This window comes from Tistlia consotensis USBA 355, from assembly GCF_900177295.1.
GTDB classification, from domain to species: Bacteria; Pseudomonadota; Alphaproteobacteria; order Kiloniellales; family DSM-21159; genus Tistlia; species Tistlia consotensis.
Map to the genome: position 1 here is coordinate 34,675 of NZ_FWZX01000024.1, position 18,443 is coordinate 53,117.

Annotated in this window: 17 protein-coding genes and 1 tRNA gene; 13 read left to right on the top strand and 5 right to left on the bottom strand. The window is 70.4% G+C overall.

Going from position 1 to position 18,443, the window contains the following annotated elements; genetic code table 11:
* Positions 1-57 precede the first annotated feature (57 nt).
* Together B9O00_RS23000 and B9O00_RS23005 are read right to left on the bottom strand one after the other, a co-directional pair.
* A complete protein-coding gene (locus B9O00_RS23000) occupies positions 58-1,668 on the bottom strand; it encodes a phosphoenolpyruvate carboxykinase (protein WP_089229772.1) in 1,611 nt (536 codons plus the stop codon).
* A 108-nt stretch (positions 1,669-1,776) separates the two neighbouring features.
* Positions 1,777-2,532: a HugZ family pyridoxamine 5'-phosphate oxidase gene (locus tag B9O00_RS23005; protein ID WP_218822918.1), complete on the bottom strand. Its 756-nt coding sequence runs from the start codon at positions 2,530-2,532 to the stop codon at positions 1,777-1,779.
* Positions 2,533-2,632: 100 nt separating this feature from the next.
* Between B9O00_RS23005 and B9O00_RS23010 the strand changes: the two genes are divergently transcribed.
* The 7 genes from B9O00_RS23010 (at position 2,633) to ptsP (ending at position 9,710) form a co-directional block, all read left to right on the top strand.
* Complete coding sequence (locus tag B9O00_RS23010) at positions 2,633-2,833, top strand: YgaP family membrane protein (RefSeq protein WP_085125089.1); 201 nt, start codon at positions 2,633-2,635, stop codon at positions 2,831-2,833.
* A 265-nt stretch (positions 2,834-3,098) separates the two neighbouring features.
* Positions 3,099-3,797, top strand: a complete 699-nt coding sequence (locus tag B9O00_RS23015; RefSeq protein ID WP_085125090.1) for a response regulator transcription factor — start codon at positions 3,099-3,101, stop codon at positions 3,795-3,797.
* Positions 3,798-3,878: 81 nt separating this feature from the next.
* Entirely contained in the window at positions 3,879-5,618 is a 1,740-nt protein-coding gene (locus tag B9O00_RS23020; RefSeq protein WP_085125161.1) for a sensor histidine kinase, read from the top strand.
* A 93-nt stretch (positions 5,619-5,711) separates the two neighbouring features.
* Positions 5,712-7,082, top strand: coding sequence for an RNase adapter RapZ (rapZ, locus tag B9O00_RS23025; protein ID WP_085125091.1), 1,371 nt, complete (start codon positions 5,712-5,714; stop codon positions 7,080-7,082).
* Between the two features lie 113 nt (positions 7,083-7,195).
* Positions 7,196-7,606, top strand: a complete 411-nt coding sequence (locus B9O00_RS23030) for a PTS sugar transporter subunit IIA (RefSeq protein ID WP_085125092.1) — start codon at positions 7,196-7,198, stop codon at positions 7,604-7,606.
* A gap of 12 nt (positions 7,607-7,618) precedes the next feature.
* Complete coding sequence (locus B9O00_RS23035; RefSeq protein ID WP_085125093.1) at positions 7,619-7,906, top strand: HPr family phosphocarrier protein; 288 nt, start codon at positions 7,619-7,621, stop codon at positions 7,904-7,906.
* Positions 7,896-9,710, top strand: coding sequence for a phosphoenolpyruvate--protein phosphotransferase (gene ptsP, locus B9O00_RS23040; protein WP_085125094.1), 1,815 nt, complete (start codon positions 7,896-7,898; stop codon positions 9,708-9,710). Before B9O00_RS23035 ends, ptsP begins: the two co-directional genes overlap by 11 nt.
* 32 nt (positions 9,711-9,742) lie before the next feature.
* Here ptsP and B9O00_RS23045 read toward each other — a convergent pair whose 3' ends face one another.
* Positions 9,743-10,435, bottom strand: coding sequence for a YfbU family protein (locus B9O00_RS23045; RefSeq protein WP_085125095.1), 693 nt, complete (start codon positions 10,433-10,435; stop codon positions 9,743-9,745).
* Between the two features lie 270 nt (positions 10,436-10,705).
* On the opposite strand from B9O00_RS23045, the gene rpmI reads away from it, so the two are divergent.
* The 4 genes from rpmI (at position 10,706) to pheT (ending at position 14,939) form a co-directional block, all read left to right on the top strand.
* Entirely contained in the window at positions 10,706-10,909 is a 204-nt protein-coding gene (gene rpmI / locus B9O00_RS23050) for a 50S ribosomal protein L35 (protein ID WP_085125096.1), read from the top strand.
* Between the two features lie 30 nt (positions 10,910-10,939).
* Positions 10,940-11,296, top strand: a complete 357-nt coding sequence (gene rplT, locus B9O00_RS23055; protein ID WP_085125097.1) for a 50S ribosomal protein L20 — start codon at positions 10,940-10,942, stop codon at positions 11,294-11,296.
* Between the two features lie 161 nt (positions 11,297-11,457).
* Entirely contained in the window at positions 11,458-12,528 is a 1,071-nt protein-coding gene (gene pheS, locus B9O00_RS23060; protein WP_085125098.1) for a phenylalanine--tRNA ligase subunit alpha, read from the top strand.
* Positions 12,529-12,530: 2 nt separating this feature from the next.
* Positions 12,531-14,939: a phenylalanine--tRNA ligase subunit beta gene (pheT, locus tag B9O00_RS23065; RefSeq protein ID WP_085125099.1), complete on the top strand. Its 2,409-nt coding sequence runs from the start codon at positions 12,531-12,533 to the stop codon at positions 14,937-14,939.
* 126 nt (positions 14,940-15,065) lie between these two features.
* On the opposite strand, the gene B9O00_RS23070 is transcribed toward pheT, so the two are convergent.
* On the bottom strand, positions 15,066-15,815 hold the full coding sequence (locus tag B9O00_RS23070) for an SIMPL domain-containing protein (RefSeq protein ID WP_179243980.1): 750 nt from the start codon (positions 15,813-15,815) through the stop codon (positions 15,066-15,068).
* A gap of 185 nt (positions 15,816-16,000) precedes the next feature.
* On the opposite strand from B9O00_RS23070, the gene lepA reads away from it, so the two are divergent.
* Positions 16,001-17,803 (top strand): translation elongation factor 4, encoded by a 1,803-nt coding sequence (lepA, locus tag B9O00_RS23075; protein ID WP_085125100.1) that lies wholly within the window; start codon positions 16,001-16,003, stop codon positions 17,801-17,803.
* 34 nt (positions 17,804-17,837) lie between these two features.
* Here the strand turns inward: lepA and B9O00_RS23080 are convergent, their stop codons facing one another.
* A complete protein-coding gene (locus tag B9O00_RS23080; RefSeq protein WP_085125101.1) occupies positions 17,838-18,152 on the bottom strand; it encodes a hypothetical protein in 315 nt (104 codons plus the stop codon).
* Positions 18,153-18,332: 180 nt separating this feature from the next.
* On the opposite strand from B9O00_RS23080, the gene B9O00_RS23085 reads away from it, so the two are divergent.
* Positions 18,333-18,422, top strand: a tRNA-Ser gene (locus tag B9O00_RS23085).
* Positions 18,423-18,443 lie beyond the last annotated feature (21 nt).

Sequence of the window (18,443 nt, forward strand, 5' to 3'; positions counted from 1 at the left end):
ATCGAAAAAGGGCGGAGCCGTCGGCTCCGCCCTTTTCGCGTCCGCTCCGCGGCGCGATCAGGCCGCGGCGTAGATGCCCGCGGCCTTGACCTCGTCGCCGACGTAGGGCTCGAACTGCTTGAAGTTCTGCTCGAAGCGCCGGGTCAGCTCGCGCGCGGTCTGGTCGTAGGACAGCTTGTCCTTCCAGGTCTGGCGCGGGTCCAGCACCTCGCTCGGCACGCCCTCGCAGGACTTCGGCACGGCGAGGCCGAAGTGCGGGTCGGTGAAGAACTCGACCTTCTCCAGGCCGCCGTTGAGCGCGGCGCGCACCAGCGTCCGGGTGTGGCCGATCGCCATGCGCTTGCCGACGCCGTAGGCGCCGCCCGACCAGCCGGTGTTGACCAGCCAGCAGTTGGCGCCGGTCTTGGCCATCTTGGCGCCGAGCATCTTGGCGTAGACGCTCGGGTGGCGCGGCATGAAGGGGGCGCCGAAGCAGGTCGAGAAGGTCGCCTTCGGCTCGCTGCCGACGCCCTTCTCGGTGCCGGCGACCCGCGCGGTGTAGCCCGACAGGAAGTGGTACATCGCCTGCTCCGGCGTCAGCCGCGAGATCGGCGGCAGCACGCCGAAGGCGTCGGCGGTCAGCATGACGATGTTCTTCGGCAGGCCGCCCTGGCCCGAGTCGCTGACGTTCGGGATGAAGTCGATCGGGTAGGAGGCGCGGGTGTTCTCGGTGAAGTGCGCGCTGTCGAGGTCGAGGACGTGGGTCTCGGGATCCATGACCACGTTCTCGAGCACCGTGCCGAAGCGGTGGGTCGTCGCGTGGATCTCCGGCTCGGCCTCGGCCGACAGGCGGATCACCTTGGCGTAACAGCCGCCCTCGAAGTTGAAGACGCCGTGCTCGGACCAGCCGTGCTCGTCGTCGCCGATCAGCGTGCGCGTGCCGTCGGCCGACAGGGTCGTCTTGCCGGTGCCGGACAGGCCGAAGAAGATCGCCGTGTCGCCGTTCGGGCCGATGTTCGCCGAGCAGTGCATCGGCAGCACGTCCTGCCGGGGCAGCAGGTAGTTCAGCACCGAGAAGACCGACTTCTTGATCTCGCCGGCGTAGGAGGTGCCGCCGATCAGGACCAGCCGGCGCTCGAAGCTGACCAGCACGAAGCACTCGGTCTTGGTGCCGTCGACCTCGGGGTCGGCGTGCAGCCCGGGCACCTGGACGATGGTGAAGTCGGGATCGAACTCGCTCAGCGCCGCGTGCGAGGGGCGCAGGAACATGTTGCGCGCGAACAGCGCGTGCCAGGCGTTCTCGCAGACCACCCGGACGTTGAGCCGGAAGGCCGGGTCGGCGCCGGCGTGACAGTCGACGACGAAGGCCTCGCGGTTCTGCAGATAGGCCTGGACCTTCTTCAGCACGCCGTCGAAGTGGCCGCGGCTGATCGGCTTGTTGACGTCGCCCCAGGCGATGTCGGCCTTGCTCGATGCCTCCTCGACGATGAACTTGTCGTTCGGCGAGCGTCCCGTGTGATGGCCGGTATAGGCGACCAGCGGGCCGCCCTGGGCCAGCTGCGCCTCGCCCCGACGGATCGCGGCCTCGTAGAGCCGGGGGACACTGAGATTGAAGTGCGCCGCGGCGAGGTTCTTCAAACCCAGGGCTTCCAGCCCCTGGCGGCTGGCGACCGGACCATCGATTGTCACGCGTTCCTCCGGAAGAGCTAAGGACGACTTCCCTGAACCCCACTCTTGCCGGCGGGGTTCCGATCTTTAGACCTTGGAAAGCGGCGGTTCAACAGCAACAATTCGACATCACGGAGCGGGGTTTTCGGGATTCGCCGCGGCCTGCGCAGCCCGGGCCCGCCTGGCCAGCCGGAGCAGCTCGACCCGGCAGCTCTCCGCGTCGAGGACCGGGCTCTCGAAGGCGATGCGCGCCCGCTCGACGTCGCGGCGCAGGTCGGCGCCTTCGGGATCGACGCCCGTCAGCTGCCAGGCGCCCGCGGCGCGGCCGAGCAGGGCGGTCGCGATCAGCCGCACGGCCTCGCCGTGGTCCAGGTTCATATGCTCGACGATCGCGGCCTCGGCCTCGGCCAGCGCCGCCGCAGCGTCGCCGAGCAGCGCGTCGGCGCCGATCCAGTGGATGCGGCCGAAGCCGGCGACCAGGTGCGCGCGCTCCAGCACGACCCGGTAGAGGTGGAAGTCGCGGAAGCCGGCATAGAGCTCCGCCGAGGGGTGCCGGCGCACGTAGCGGGCCAGGCAGCGCGGCTCGTCGAAGCGCTCGGCACGGCCGAGCAGGCCGGCGCGCGCGCCTTCCAGCGGGTCGGCGAAGCCCTCCGTCTCCTCGACCAGCAGGCAGATCCGCGGGTCGGCCTCGAGGTTCTTCGTGTGATCGGCGAGATCGGAGAGCAGCAGCAGCGGCGTCGCGTCCAGGTCGACCGCGAGCAGGGCCAGGGAGCCGTAGGGCGCGCCCGAGCCGTCGCGCGCCAGGGCCGTCGAGAGCCGGCAGCGGTCGGCCCGGCGCAGCATGCCGCGCACGGCCGTCCCGACCTCGTTCGCTTGCTCCGACATGGCGCTCATCGTGTGCGGCCGCTTGACCAGGATCAAGGAGGAACCGCGGGCGCGGTGTCATGGTTGGCCATCATATTCACCTTTCTGAAAGGGTCCAACCGTGAGGCGCAACCTGGCTACCTGGGACCGCGTCGCCCGCCTCGTCGTCGGCGCCGTCCTGATCGCCCTCGTCTTCGTCGGGCCGCAGACGCCCTGGGGCTGGATCGGCATCGTGCCGATCGTCACGGCGCTGGCCGGCTTCTGCCCGGCCTACCGGATCTTCGGCCTCTCGACCTGCCCCCTGAGCCCGAAGCGTCCCTGACCGGCACCCCTGCCGGGATTCCCCTCCTGCGGCCGCGCCCCCGGCTCCCCGGGCGCGGCCGCCAGTCCTATCCGCAATCGTTCGGGCGCTCGGGCACAAAATCGTTGCATCGTGCGTTACGCTGACGATTTGAACGGAGGCGCGGAAAAGCGCGGCCGGCCCAATGGCGCCAAGCCGCCGCCGCAATCGCGTCAAAAGTGGCGACTATCCATAATGCCGATCGGCGGCCCGCACGGGCCGGGGGCATTTCCGGGGAGCCTGACAGATGCAGAACAACATCGCCCTGGTCGACGACGACCGGCACATCCTGACGTCGGTGTCGATCGCCCTGGAGGCCGAGGGCTTCAAGGTGCGCAGCTACGCCGACGGCTCCGAGGCGCTGCGCGGCCTGACGGTGCAGCCGGCCGACCTGGTCGTGCTCGACATCAAGATGCCGCGCATGGACGGCATGGAGCTGCTGCGCCGGCTGCGCGAGGACTCCAACGTGCCGGTCATCTTCCTGACCTCGAAGGACGACGAGGTCGACGAGCTGCTCGGCCTGCGCATGGGCGCCGACGACTACATCAAGAAGCCCTTCTCCCAGCGCCTGCTGATCGAGCGGATCCGCGCCCTGCTGCGTCGCGAGCGCTCGGCCAAGGAGGAGACCCAGCCGACCAGCGAGGCGCCGATCGTGCGCGGCGAGCTGGTGCTCGACCCGGGCCGCCACCTCTGCACCTGGAAGTCGGCCCAGGTGAACCTGACGGTGACCGAGTTCCTGATCCTGCGCGCGCTCGCCCAGCGGCCCGGCCACGTCAAGAACCGCGACCAGCTGATGGACGCCGCCTACGGCGAGCACATCTACGTCGACGACCGCACGATCGACAGCCACATCAAGCGCCTGCGCAAGAAGTTCAAGGAAGTCGACGACGACTTCGCGCAGATCGAGACGCTCTACGGCGTTGGCTACCGCTACAAGGACGGGTGAGCCGCGTCAGGGTCGAGACCTCTGGGGGGAGGGATGCGAACGTGACCGGCCGCTCCCGGAGACTGTAGAGTGGGCGCCATCATGAGTCCGGACACCCCTGTCCCGCCGCGGTCGTCGCGGTCCCGACGAGCACGCGCCCGGGCGCAGGCTGCCCTCGACCGCTCGTCGGCGACGGCGCACGGCGTCGCCGAGCGTCACGCCCGCGCCAGCGCGGCGGTCGGCCATCGGCGCCGGCCGGCCTGGCGATCGCCGCTGACCCGCCGCATCCTGATCCTCAACGTGATGGTCCTGGCGATCCCGGTGCTCGGCCTGCTGCACCTCGACCAGTACCGCATGAGCCTGATCAACTCCGAGCTGGCGGCGCTGCAGACCCAGGCCGACACCCTGGCCTCGGCGCTCGGCACCGCGGCGGTGCGCGACGGTGCGGACGGCAAGCAGGAGCTGATCCCCGACACGGCGCGCCAGCTGCTGCGCGTCGGCCTGTCCACGACCGGCGCCCGCGCCCGGGTGTTCGGCCGCGACGGCACGCTGGTCGCCGACTCGAGCCTGCTCGCCGGACCGCTCGGCCAGGTGCAGGTCGTCGAGCTGCCGCCGCCCGACCACACGCCGAGCTACCTGATCTGGATCGAGGACCTCTACCGCACGATCCGCCAGCTGCTCGAGGGCAAGCGCCAGCTGCCGCTCTACATCGAGGTGCCCGAGCAGACCGCGGCCTCCTACGAGGAGGCCGCCTCGGCCCTGCAGGGCGAGCACGCCAGCCGGATCCGCGCCGACTCGACCGGCCGGCTGTTCCTCTCGGTCGCCGTGCCGGTGCAGCGCTACCGCCAGGTCGTCGCCGCCCTGATGCTGACCAAGGACGGCAGCTCGGTCGACAAGGCGGTGCAGGACCGCCGGCGCGACGTGCTGCTGGTCTTCGGCGTGGCGCTCGGCGTCACGATCCTGCTGTCGCTCTATCTCGCGCGCACTATCGCGACGCCGATCCGCCGGCTCGCGGACGCCGCCGACCGGGTGCGCGGCACCTCCGGGCGCAGCGAGAACATCCCGGACTGGAGCAACCGCAAGGACGAGATCGGCGACCTCTCCGGCGCGCTGCGCGAGATGACCCAGGCGCTGCACGCGCGCATGGAGGCGATCGAGGGCTTCGCCGCCGACGTCGCCCACGAGATCAAGAACCCGCTGACCTCGCTGCGCAGCGCCGTCGAGACGGTCGCCCGGGTCGAGGACCCGGACCAGCAGAAGAAGCTGATGGGCATCATCGTCGACGACGTGCAGCGCCTCGACCGCCTGATCAGCGACATCTCCGACGCCTCGCGGCTCGACGCCGAGCTGGCCCGCGGCACCTCCGAGGAGGTCGACCTGAAGCGCCTGCTCGAGGCCCTGGTCGAGGTCCAGCGCGCCGGCATAGAGGCGGGCGGCCCGAGCTACCGGCTCGAGATCGACCCGCGCGAGGACCTGCGGGTCGAGGGCATCGAGGGGCGCCTCGGCCAGGTGTTCCGCAACCTGATCGCCAACGCGACCTCCTTCTCGCCGCCGCGCGGCACGATCCACCTGGCGGCCCGGCGCGAGCGCGGCCGCGGCCGCAACGACGACACCATCGTCGTCACGGTCGCCGACGAGGGCCCGGGCATTCCGCCCGACAAGCTCGACGACATCTTCGACCGCTTCTACTCCGAGCGGCCGAAGGGCGAGAAGTTCGGCACCCACTCGGGCCTGGGGCTCTCGATCTCCAGGCAGATCGTCGAGGCCCACGGCGGCGTCATCTACGCCGAGAACCGCTCCGAAGGCGGCGCCCGCTTCACCGTGACCCTGCCGGCCGGCTGAGCGCGCGTTGCGGAGCGGAAACGGCACCGTCGGCCTCGCCCCGTCATGCGGGCGATTCCAACTGCAACAAATCCGGCCTAGATAGGGGCCGGCATGCAAGAGATCCACGCCACCTGCGTCGCCCTGCCGAGCCCGATCGGGCCGCTCGGCCTGCTGCTGCTCGGCGCCCCGGGCAGCGGCAAGTCGGACCTGGCGCTGCGCCTGGTCGACGCCGGCGGCTGGCTGGTCGCCGACGACCGGGTCCGCCTCGAGGCGCAGGAGGGCCTGCTGCAGGCCCGCCCGCTGCCCGGCTTCGAGGGCCTGGTGGCGCTGCGCGGCCTCGGCCTCGCCCAGATCGCCCGTCTCGAGTCCGCCCCGGTCGCGCTGGCCGTCAGGCTCCAGCCGGGCGCGGGGCTGGCCGCCGACGCCGAGCCCCTGCCCGAGGAGAGCGCCGAGCGCATCGCCGGCTGCGACGTCCCCGTCATCGCCCTCGACCCGGCGGCCGCCTCGGCCGTGCCGCGGATCCGCCTCGCCCTGACCGCGCGCGCCGCCGCCCTGGCCAAGCCGGCCGAGCCGCCCGGCCGCCGCGCGCCGCTGGAGCGGCGCGGCGGCCCGCTGCCGGTGGTCCTGGTCACCGGCATGTCGGGGGCCGGCCGCACCACCGCGCTCAAGGTGCTCGAGGACCTCGGCTACGAGGCGATCGACAACCTGCCGCTCAACCTGCTGGCGCGCGCCGTCACCGAGGGCGAGCTGGGCCGGGCCGTCGCGATCGGCGCCGACGTGCGCAACCGCAACTTCGCCGCCGGCCCGCTGCTCGAGCAGCTCGGCCGGCTCGAGGCCGATCCCGCCCTCAAGGTCACGCTGCTGTTCGTCGACTGCGACGACGAGGTGCTGCAGCGCCGCTTCACCGAGACCCGGCGGCGGCACCCGCTGGCCGAGGAGCGGCCGCTCGCCGACGGCATCGCCGCCGAGCGCCGGCTGCTCGCCCCCCTGCGCGAGCGCGCCGACGTGATCATCGACACCTCCTCGATGGCCCTGCCGGAGTTCCGCCGCAGCCTGGCCGAGCGGCTGGCCCTGGCCCAGGGCCCGCGCATGGGCGTCTTCGTGACCTCCTTTTCCTTCCGCGTCGGCCTGCCGCGCGAGGCCGACCTGGTGTTCGACGTGCGCTTCCTGCGCAACCCGCACTACGACGCGGCGCTGAGGCCGCTGACCGGGCGCGACGCCGCGGTCGCCGACTACGTCGCCGCGGACGCCGCCTTCGCGCCCTTCTTCCAGTCCCTGACCGGCCTGCTGCAGCCGCTGCTGCCGCGCTACGAGGCCGAGGGCAAGAGCTACCTGACCATCGCCATCGGCTGCACCGGCGGCCGCCACCGCTCGGTCGCGACCGCCGAGAAGCTGGCGCACTGGCTGGCCGTGCTCGGCTGGCCGGTCGGCCTGGTGCACCGCGATCTGGACCGGGGGCAGGAGGGCAAGGCCCCGGCCTGACCGCCGCGCCGCGGCCCGTCCCGGCGGCCGATTCGGGCGAGGAAGACGATTCGCCGGTGTCACGCCGGCCGGTTTTGCGCTAGAACGCCGGACCTGCTCCATAAGGCACGAGCATGATCGGTCTGCTTCTCGTTACCCACGGCAACCTGGCCCGCGAGTTCGTTTCGGCCATGGAACACGTCGTCGGACCCCAGGCCCAGGTCGCCACCGTCTGCATCGGTCCCGAGGACGACATGGAGGAGCGGCGCCAGGAGATCCTGGACAAGGCCGCCAAGGTCGACAGCGGCACCGGCGTCGTCATCGTCACCGACATGTTCGGCGGCACGCCCTCGAACCTGGCGATCTCGCTGCTCGACCAGGCCAAGGTCGAGGTCATCGCCGGCGCCAACCTGCCGATGCTGATCAAGCTGGCCAGTCTGCGCGGCCGCGACAGCCTGCAGGATGCGGTGGCCCAGGCGCAGGAGGCCGGCCGCAAGTACATCGCCGTCGCCTCGCAGCTGCTGAAGGACGAGGCGGCCAGCTAGGAGACGGGCAGCATGTCGGAACAGACCGGCCAGGCGGCCGCCCGTCGCGTCGTCATCTGCAACAAGAAGGGCCTCCATGCCCGCGCCGCGGCGAAGTTCGTCAAGACGGTCGCGGCGCACGACGCCGCCGTCCTGGTGCGGCGCGGCGAGTCCGAGGTGCCGGGCTCCTCGATGCTCGGCCTGATGATGCTGGCGGCCGGCCCCGGCTGCGAGCTCGAGCTGGCGGCCGAAGGACCGCAGGCGGAGGCGGTGCTGGCCGCGCTCGCCGACCTGGTGGCGCGGCGCTTCGATGAAGACTGAGGCCAAGACAGGGGCGAAGACCGCGAAGGACGGCCGGAAGGCGGGGGGCGAGCGCGTCCTGCAGGGCCTCGGCGTCGCGCCCGGCATCGCCATCGGCGCCGTCTACCTGGCGCGCGGCGCCGAGCTGCGCGTGCCGCGCTACCAGATCCCGGCGCGGCGCGCCAAGCCCGAGGTCGAGCGCTACGAGGCGGCGATCCGCCAGGCCATGCGCCAGCTCGACAAGCTGCGCGCCAAGGCCGAGGCCTTCCACGGCGCCTCGGCCGAGGAGCTCGGCTTCCTGCTCGAGGCGCACGGCCAGATGCTGCGCTCCGGCCGCCTGCGCGAGGGCGTGCGCCGGCGCATCGTCGAGGAGCGCAACAACGCCGAGTACGCCGTCGCCGCAGAGATCGAGGCGATCGCGGAGGCCTTCGGCTCGGTCGAGGACGACTACCTGGCGGCGCGGGCCGAGGAGGTCCGCCAGGTCGGCCACCGCATCCTGCGCAACCTGACGGAGCGCACCTTCAGCTCCTTCGCCGAGCTGCCGGCCGGCTCGGTGATCCTGGCCGAGGAGGTGACGCCGGCCGACACCGCCCTGATGGACCCGCACAAGGTCGGCGGCTTCGCCTCGGTGCTCGGCGGCGCCGAGGGCCACACCGCGATCATGGCCCGCTCGCTCGGCATTCCGGCGGTGCTCGGCGTCGCCGAGCTCCTGGCCCACGCCGCCCAGGGCGCCCCGGTCATCGTCGACGGCGACCAGGGCCTGGTCGTGCTCAACCCGACCAAGCGGCGCCTGGAGAGCTATCGCAAGCGCCAGCTGAAGCAGCATGCCGAGAGCCGCTCGCTCGGCCGCCTGCGCGACCTGCCGGCCGAGACGCTCGACGGCTGCCGCGTCAGGCTGCTGGCCAACCTGGAGCTGCCCGGCGAGGTCGAGCCGTCGCTCGCCGCGGGCGCCGAGGGCGTCGGCCTGCTGCGCACCGAGTTCCTGTTCATGAACCGCGACGACCTGCCCGACGAGGACGAGCAGGCGGCGATCCTGACCGCCGTCGTCAAGGGCATGGCCGGACGGCCGGTGACGGTGCGCACGCTCGACGTCGGCGGCGAGAAGCTGGCGACGGCGCTCGGCGCGCACCTCGGCGAGTCGGCGAACCCGGCGCTCGGCCTGCGCGCCATCCGCCTGTCGCTGCGCGTGCCCGAGCTGCTCGAGGCGCAGCTGGCGGCGATCCTGCGCGCCGGCGCCCACGGCCCGGTGCGCATGCTGCTGCCGATGGTCGCCTCGGTCGAGGAGGTGCGCGCCGTGCGCGTGATCCTGCAGAAGGTCGTCGCCCGGCTGCGCCGGCGCGGCGTCGCGATCGCCGACCCGCTGCCGCCGCTCGGCGCCATGATCGAGATACCGGGCGCCGCGCTGGCCGCCGACGCGCTGATCCGCGAGGTCGACTTCTTCGCGATCGGCACCAACGACCTGATCATGTACACCCTGGCCATCGACCGCGGCGACGAGCGGGTCGCCCACCTCTACGACCCGCTGCACCCGGCGGTGCTGCGCCTGATCCACTTCGCCGCCGACGCCGCGCTGCGTGCCGGCAAGCCGGTCTCGGTCTGCGGCGAGATGGCCGGCGACCCGCGCTTCGCCGGCCTGTTCGTCGGCTGGGGCATCCGCGAGCTCTCGATGCGCGCGCCGGCGATCCCCCAGGTCAAGCGCCGCCTGCGCGCCATGGACAGCGGCGGCGCCGGCCGCCTGGTCGCGACCGCGATGCTGGAGAGCGACCGCGCCGCCGTCTCGCGCCTGCTCGAAGCCTTCGAGCAGGCCGAGGCGCGGCGCCGCTAGGGGTCGCTCGGTAGCCCCCTGCCGCAATCTCGCTACTCTCGCCGACCTGCCTTCAAGATTTTCACAATCTGTTCGCCGGTGAGGTCGATGCCGATGAGCTGTGCTCGCATAGGGTCAAAGACTTGTAGCATGCGGCGATACACTGCCACTCTCGGCATATGAGAATTTAGGTCTCTGCCTTTGAATTCGGCAAAACGACCCATCTTCTCTATGAGGAAGCGCGCGACCCCAAGGTGTTCTGACTCGTTATTTCCATCAAATCCGATGAATTCAACATTGTTGAGCCCGATCTCTCCTTTAATTTTTTCCTTCTCGGGCTTTGGCATTTTCTTGAAGCTGCCCTCTATGAAAGACCACATATCAAGAACGTTGACAACTTCTGAGACAATGACTGGGCTGTCTTCGTGTTCGTGCAGAATTACTTGTAGTTCCCACCCAAGTGCCCAATAGTGACCGCCAGTAATAGCGGACATGACGAATTCAGGATCTATTTCTCTACTTATTAGATTCTGTCTGTAAAGGTCGCTAATCATGGCAATTATAAGGCGTTCGCCTGGGGTTAGTTTCGTGGCCGGCGCGCTTTCGGCTTCGAATCCCTTTTCAATTAGGCGACGTGCTGCTTCCGAGCGGGAGGGAAGGTCAGATTGTCGACCACGCCATTGGTCGAGTCGATCCAGCGTCGTCTGATCCAAGCGCATCTCGAAACGTTCGCTCTTAGGCTGCATCTCGTTCTCCGTATTTTTGCCGTCGTGTACGGTGTTTATACGGAATATACGGCGTTGATTGCGGGTGTCAAGGTTCGGTCAGATGGCCGCTTTCTTGAGGTACGCGATGCAAAGTAACCGAGCCTCGCTCGACGGCGTCTTCCGTGTCGCTTGCATCGCCCGGGCCGCACCGCTATAACCGCCCGCTTCCGAACCGGTGGTCCGGGCCAACAGGCATGCCTGGCCGCCGCGAAGGTCCCGACAGCGGGACCGCCACTCATGAGGATGAAAATGCCGAAACTGAAGTCGAAGAGCGGCGCCAAGAAGCGCTTCAGCGTGACCGGCTCCGGCCGCGTGCGCGCCAACTCCGCGGGCCTCCGCCACGGCCTCCGCAAGCGTCCCCAGAAGATGAAGCGCCAGGCGCGCGGCACGATGATCCTGGCGGACGCCGACGGCAAGGTCGTCAAGCGTCACTTCCTGCCCTACGCCAAGTAGCGGCCGAACGCTTTCCAGGAGGCTGAGACTATGGCTCGCATCAAGCGTGGTACGACGGCGCACGCCCGTCACAAGAAGGTCATCAAGCTGGCCAGCGGCTATCGCGGCCGCGGCAACAGCGTCTATCGCGTCGCCATCGAGCGCGTCGAGAAGGCGATGCAGTACGCCTATCGCGACCGCAAGGTGCGCAAGCGCGATTTCCGCGGCCTGTGGATCCAGCGCATCAACGCGGCGACGCGCGAGTGCGGCATGACCTATTCGACCTTCATGGACGGCCTCAAGAAGGCCGGCATCGAGCTCGACCGGAAGATCCTGGCCGAGCTGGCGGTGTCGGAGCCCGAGGCCTTCAAGTCCCTGGTCGAGCAGGCCCAGGCCGCCCGCGGCTGATCCCGGAAGGCGGGGCGGGCGCCCCGCCGTTCCCCTCTTCTCCAAGGCTCGTCTCGACCGCCCTTGCCCTCGGCTCGGCGGCCGGTTAGACCGCTTCGCGCGGCACGCCCCCGCCGGCCCTGGCCGGGTGGGCGGCGGCGTGCGCTAACCGGAGCCAAGCAATGCAGGACCTGGAAGAGCTCGAAGCCGAGCTTTTCGCCGACCTCGAGGCGACGGGCGACCTTCCCGGGCTGGAGGCGCTGCGCGTCTCGACGCTCGGCAAGAAGGGCCGCCTGACCGAGCAGATGAAGGGCCTGGGCGGGCTCGATCCCGAGGCGCGCAAGGCGCGCGGCCAGGCGCTGAACGCCGTCAAGGACCGCTTCCAGTCGGCCCTCGAGTCGCGCAAGGCCGGCTTCGAGGAGCAGGCCCTGGAGGCGCGCCTCGCCGGCGAGCGGGTCGACGTCTCGCTGCCGGCGCGGCCGCACGCCATCGGCCACGTCCATCCGATCAGCCAGACCGTCGAGGAGCTGGTCGCGATCTTCGGCGAGATGGGCTTCTCGGTCGCCGAGGGCCCGCACATCGAGGACGACTTCCACAACTTCGAGGCGCTCAACATCCCGGCCTGGCACCCGGCCCGCCAGGACATGGACACCTTCTACCTGAGGCCCGCCGCGGACGGCGTGCGCCCGGTGCTGCGCACCCACACCTCGCCGGTGCAGATCCGCACCATGCAGAAGGTCGCGCCGCCGATCCGCATCATCTGCCCGGGCCGCACCTTCCGCGCCGACTCCGACGCGACCCACTCGCCGATGTTCCACCAGGTCGAGGGCCTGGTGATCGACGAGAAGACCCACATGGGCCACCTCAAGGGCACGCTGATCGAGTTCTGCCGGGCCTTCTTCGGCGTCGACGACCTGCCGGTGCGCTTCCGCGCCAGCTACTTCCCCTTCACCGAGCCCTCGGCCGAGCTCGACATCGGCTGCGCGCGCCGCGACGGCCAGCTGATCATCGGCGGCGGCGAGGACTGGCTGGAGATCCTGGGCAGCGGCATGGTCCACCCGAAGGTCCTGGAGAACTGCGGCATCGATTCCAGCCGCTACCAGGGCTTCGCCTTCGGCATGGGCATCGAGCGCATCGCCATGCTGAAGTACGGCATCCCGGACCTGCGCACCTTCTACGACAGCGACCTGCGCTGGCTGCGCCACTACGGCTTCGTGCCGCTCGAGGCGCCCTCGGTCGTGAGAGGCCTCTGACCATGAAATTCACGCTGAGCTGGCTGCGCGATCACCTGGAGACCGCGGCCTCGGTCGAGAAGATCTGCGAGACCCTGTCGCTGATCGGCCTGGAGGTCGAGAGCGTCGAGGACCGCGGCAGGGCGCTGGCGCCCTTCACCGTCGCCTACGTCGAGGAGGCGGCGCCGCACCCCAACGCCGACCGCCTGCGCGTCTGCCAGCTCCGGACCAAGGACGGGCCGGTGCAGGTGGTCTGCGGCGCGCCCAACGCGCGGACCGGCATGACCGGCGTCTTCGCGCCGACCGGCACCCACATCCCCGGCACCGGCATCGACCTCAAGAGCGGCATGATCCGCGGCGTCGCCTCCAACGGCATGCTGGTCTCCGAGCGCGAGATGGGCCTGTCGGACGACCACGAGGGCATCATCGACCTCAGCCCGGCCGAGGGGGCCGCGGCGCCCCAGGTCGGCACGCCCTTCGCCCGCATCCTGGGGCTCGACGACGTCATCATCGAGGTCGGCATCACGCCGAACCGCGGCGACTGCCTGGGCGTGCGCGGCATCGCCCGCGACCTGGCCGCCGCGGGGCTGGGTCGCCTGAAGCCCTTCCAGGCGCCGAAGGTCGAGGGCAGCTACGCCTCGCCGATCGAGTGGCGGATCACCGAGGGCGCCGAGGGCTACTGCCCCTTCGTCGCCGGCCGCCACTTCCGGGGCCTGACGAACGGGCCCTCGCCGGCCTGGCTACAGCGCCGCCTGACGGCGATCGGCCTCAGGCCGATCTCGGCGCTGGTCGACATCACCAACTACGTCACCTTCGACCTCGGCCGGCCGCTGCACGTCTTCGACGCCGCCAAGGTCAAGGGCGACCCGACCATGCGCTTCGCCCGCGAGGGCGAGGAGATCCTGGCGCTCGACGGCCGGACCTACGCGCTCGATCCCGAGACCCTGGTGATCGCCGACGGGAACGGCCCCGAGGGCATCGGCGGCGTCATGGGCGGCGAGCTCTCGGGCTGCACCGAAGAGACCACGGAGGTCTTCCTGGAGGTCGCGCTGTTCGACCCGATCTCGGTCGCCTTCGCGGGGCGGCGCCTCGGCATCCACTCCGACGCGCGCTACCGCTTCGAGCGCGGCCTCGACCCCGAGTCCGGCGCCTGGGGCCCGGAGGTCGCGGCGCGGCTGATCCTCGAGCTCTGCGGCGGCGAGGCCTCGGAGGTCGTGACCGCCGGCACCATTCCGGACACGAAACGCAGCCTGGTCCTGCGCAAGGATCGCTGCGAGACCCTGGGCGGCGTGCCGGTGCCCGACGGCGAGCAGGTGCGCATCCTGCAGGACCTCGGCTTCGAGGTCACCGACCGCGGCGACGACCTGGAGGTGGCGGTGCCCTCGTGGCGGCCCGACGTCGAGTGCGAGGCCTGCCTGGTCGAGGAGGTGCTGCGCCTGCACGGCTACGAGCACCTGCCGACCTCGCCGCTGACCCTCGACACGGCGATGCCGCTGCCGGCGCTCTCGACGGCCCAGCGCCGCGCCTCGGCGGCGCGCACCGCGCTCTGCTGGAGCGGCCTGGAGGAGTGCGTCACCTTCTCCTTCGTCGCCGAGCGCCACGCCCGCCTGTTCGGCTGGAGCGACGAGGCCCTGCGCCTCGACAACCCGATCTCGGCCGAGCTCGACGTCATGCGGCCCTCGGTGCTGATCCCGCTGATCGAGGCGGCGGCACGCAACGCCGACCGCGGCTTCGGCGACTCCGGCCTGTTCGAGGTCGGCCCGGCCTACGAGACCGCGGCGCCGGACGGCCAGCGCCAGGTCGCCGCCGCCCTGCGCGTCGGCCACGCCGCGCCGCGCCACTGGGCGGCCGAGCGACGGCCGGTCGACGCCTTCGACGCCAAGGCCGACGCCCTCAGGGTGCTGGAAGCGGCCGGCGCGCCGGTCGACAACCTGCAGGTCTCGACCGACGCGCCCGGCTGGTACCACCCGGGCCAGTCCGGCTGCCTGCGCCTCGGCCCCAAGGTGCTGGCCCGCTTCGGCACGCTGCACCCGCGGGTGCTCAAGGCCTTCGACCTCAAGGGCCCGGCGGTCGCGACCGAGATCTTCCTGGAGACGGTTCCGGAGCCGAAACGGAAGGGCACGGCCAAGCCGGCCCTGGCGCTCTCGCCGCTGATGCCGGTCGAGCGCGACTACGCCTTCGTCGTCGACCGCGATATCCCGGCCGACAAGCTGATCCGGGCCGCCAAGGGCGCCGACCGGGCGCTGATCGCCGAGGTCGCCCTGTTCGACGACTACCGCGGCGCCGGCCTGCCCGAGGGCAAGAAGTCGCTCGCCCTCGCCGTCACCCTGCAGCCGCGCGAGAAGACCCTGACCGAGCAGGACCTGGAGGCGGTCTCGAAGAAGATCGTGGCGGCGGTCGAGAAGGCGACGGGGGCTGTCCTGAGGGGGTAGGGGCGATTTCGCTCCGCCCTTCGACAAGCTCAGGACGAAGCCATCTTGTCGACTTTCCTCTATTCGCTTCGTCCTGAGCTTGTCGAAGGGCGAAGCCATTCAGGCCCTTTCGCCGGGGTAAGCCGCTCAGTCCGTCAGCAGGTATTCCATCGTCGTAACGACCCGCAACCTCTTGACCGGCTGCTTGGGCTCGTAGGCGCCGGGATAGTCGTCGCGCGGCAGGATCTGGAACAGGCCCTGGCTGGCGCTGCGGATCGGGCCGACCGTCGAGCCGGAATCGCGGGCGAACTGCTCGGCCGCCGCGCGGGCGTTGGCGGTCGCCTGGGCGATCATCTCGGGCTTGACGTCGTTGAGCCTGGTGAAGAGGTAGACCGGGCCGCTGACCGGCTGGCCCTCGCTGGACAGCACGACGCCGGCGTCGACCAGCTGGCCGACGTTCTGGGCGGCCTTGCCGACCTTGGCGATGTCGTTCGAGCGGACCAGCAGGGTCTGGGAGAGGATGTAGCGGCTCTGGACCGGGCCGCTCTGGTACTGCTGGGCCAGGCGGTCGGTGACCTGGTAGTCCTCGAGCTCGACCTCGGCGTCCGAGAAGCCGGCCTTGGTCAGGAAGTCCCGGACCCGGCCGGCGTCGGCCTGCAGCCGGCCCTGGGCCGCCGAGAGGTCGTCGTCGGTCGCCACGAAGCGCAGCGACCAGAGCGCAAGGTCGGCCTTGACCTCGCGCTCGGCCAGGCCCTTGACCGTGACGCTGCGCTCGCCGGTACGGAACTCCCTCAGGCCCTGCTGGACCAGCCAGCCGCAGGCGGCGAGGCCGATCATGACGAACAGGCCGGCGAAGAAGAGGTGCGGCCCGGCGGCGTTAGGGGATCGTTCGCTCATGGCGGCGATGATAGCGCGGATTGCGGCGGCGCGGTGGCCCGATCGCGGGCATTGAGCAGGGCATTGCCCAGGCCATTGCCCAGGCCATTGCTAGGAGAGGGTCGCCCGCCTATGTTGCGCCTGCGTTCCAGCGCCCCGGCAGCCGGCGGCGCGGCCGCGATACGTTCCCTCAGCAAAGTCCGTCGATGACCGATCTCTCGCACATCCGCAACTTCGCCATCATCGCCCACATCGACCACGGCAAGTCGACCCTGGCCGACCGCATGATCCAGCTGTGCGGCGGCCTGACCGAGCGCGAGATGAAGGAGCAGGTGCTCGACTCCATGGAGCTGGAGCGCGAGCGCGGCATCACCATCAAGGCGCAGACCGTGCGGCTGCGCTACGAGGCGCGCGACGGCAAGGTCTACACGCTCAACATGATCGACACGCCGGGCCACGTCGACTTCTCCTACGAGGTCAGTCGCTCGATGAAGGCCTGCGAGGGCTCGATCCTGCTGGTCGACGCCAGCCAGGGCGTCGAGGCCCAGACCCTGGCCAACGTCTACCTGGCCCTCGAGCACGACCACGAGATCATCCCCGTGCTCAACAAGATCGACCTGCCGGCCGCCGAGCCGCTGCGCATCATGGAGCAGATCGAGGAGGTCATCGGCCTCGACACGAGCGACGCGCTGATGATCTCGGCCAAGACCGGCAAGGGCGTCGCCGAGGTGCTGGAGGCGATCGTCAAGCGCCTGCCGCCGCCGGCCGGCGACGCCGAGGCGCCGCTCAAGGCGCTGATCGTCGACTCCTGGTACGATTCCTACCTCGGCGTGGTCACGCTGATCCGGGTCATGGACGGTCGCATCAAGGCCGGCACCAAGATCCGCATGCTGGGCACCCGCGCCGTGCACGACGTCACCGAGGTCGGCATCTTCGGCCCGGCCCGCAAGAAGGTCGCCGAGCTCGGCCCGGGCGAGCTCGGCTACGTGATCTCCGGCGTCAAGGACATCGCCGACGCCAAGGTCGGCGACACCGTGACCGACGAGCGCCGGCCCTGTGATGCGCCGCTGTCCGGCTTCAAGCCCTCGATCCCGGTCGTGTTCTGCGGGCTCTTCGCGGCCGACACCGCCGAGTACGAGGACCTGCGCGACTCGCTCGGCAAGCTGGCGCTCAACGACTCCTCCTTCGTCTTCGAGCCGGAGGTCAGCCCGGCGCTCGGCTTCGGCTTCCGCTGCGGCTTCCTGGGCATGCTGCACCTCGAGATCGTCCAGGAGCGGCTGGAGCGCGAGTTCGACCTCGACCTGATCACCACGGCGCCCTCGGTGGTCTACAACATCCATCTGCGCAACGGCGCGGTCGAGCAGCTGCACAATCCCAGCGACATGCCCGATCCGACGCGCATCGAGTTCATCGAGGAGCCCTGGATCAAGGCGACGATCCTGGTGCCGGACGAGTTCCTCGGCGCGGTGCTGAAGCTCTGCGAGGAGAAGCGCGGCATCCAGCAGGAGCTGACCTACGCCGGCAGCCGCGCCATGGTGGTCTACGAGCTGCCGCTCAACGAGGTCGTCTTCGACTTCTACGACCGCCTGAAGTCGGTGACCCGCGGCTACGCCTCCTTCGACTACCACCTGATCGGCTACCGCGAGGGCGACCTGGTCAAGGTCTCGATCCTGGTCAACAACGAGCCGGTCGACGCGCTGTCGCTCATCGTGCACCGCAACCTGGCCGAGCCCCGCGGCCGCGCGCTCTGCGCCAAGCTCAAGGAGCTGATCCCGCGGCAGCTCTTCAAGATCGCCATCCAGGCGGCGATCGGCGGCAAGGTGATCGCCCGCGAGACCGTCTCGGCCCTGCGCAAGGACGTCACCGCCAAGTGCTACGGCGGCGACGCCACCCGCAAGCGCAAGCTGCTGGAGAAGCAGAAGGCCGGCAAGAAGCGGATGCGCCAGTTCGGCAACGTCGAGATCCCGCAATCCGCCTTCCTCGCGGCCCTCAAGATGGACGCGAACTGAGGAGCAGGGGCGACGCCGGGCGACCGGCCTTGCTTCAACTCTTCTTGAAGACGCCGTCGCGCCGGCCGGAGCCGCCGCGCCCGAGCAGCAGGAAGACCAGGCCGAGGACCAGGAAGACGACGAGCGCGGGCTGCAGCAGCACCCAGAACAGGCCGTCCCACAGCGGCGGCCAGATGTGGCGCTCGATTACCGCCTGCACGAGATTGAGGCTGGGCCGGTCGATCTTGGCCCAGAGGTCGCCGACCTCCGACAGCCGGAAGCTGCCCCTCGTCGACCAGGCCAGCAGGTCGAACGCCAGGGAGGCGATGGCGGCGAACAGGAAGAGATAGCCGAGGAGGCGGGCCAGCAATCGCATGGGTTTCGGCAATACGCCCCTTTTTCCGGCTCATCAAGAGCGCTGCTCCGTACAACCGGGCGGGGAGGTCGCGCGGGGCGCGCGATGCGGCCCGCCCCGGCCCCCCTCGCACAGCGTTGCAAGCCGCGACGAGCTTCGCTAACTTCCCGCCTCCCCGCGTCGGGCAGAGCCGGGGGTGAGGTGGCCGAGCGGTTGAAGGCGCACGCCTGGAACGCGTGTAAGGGTGCAAGCCCTTCGTGGGTTCGAATCCCACCCTCACCGCCATCCTGCTTCGCGCTGCGCGCT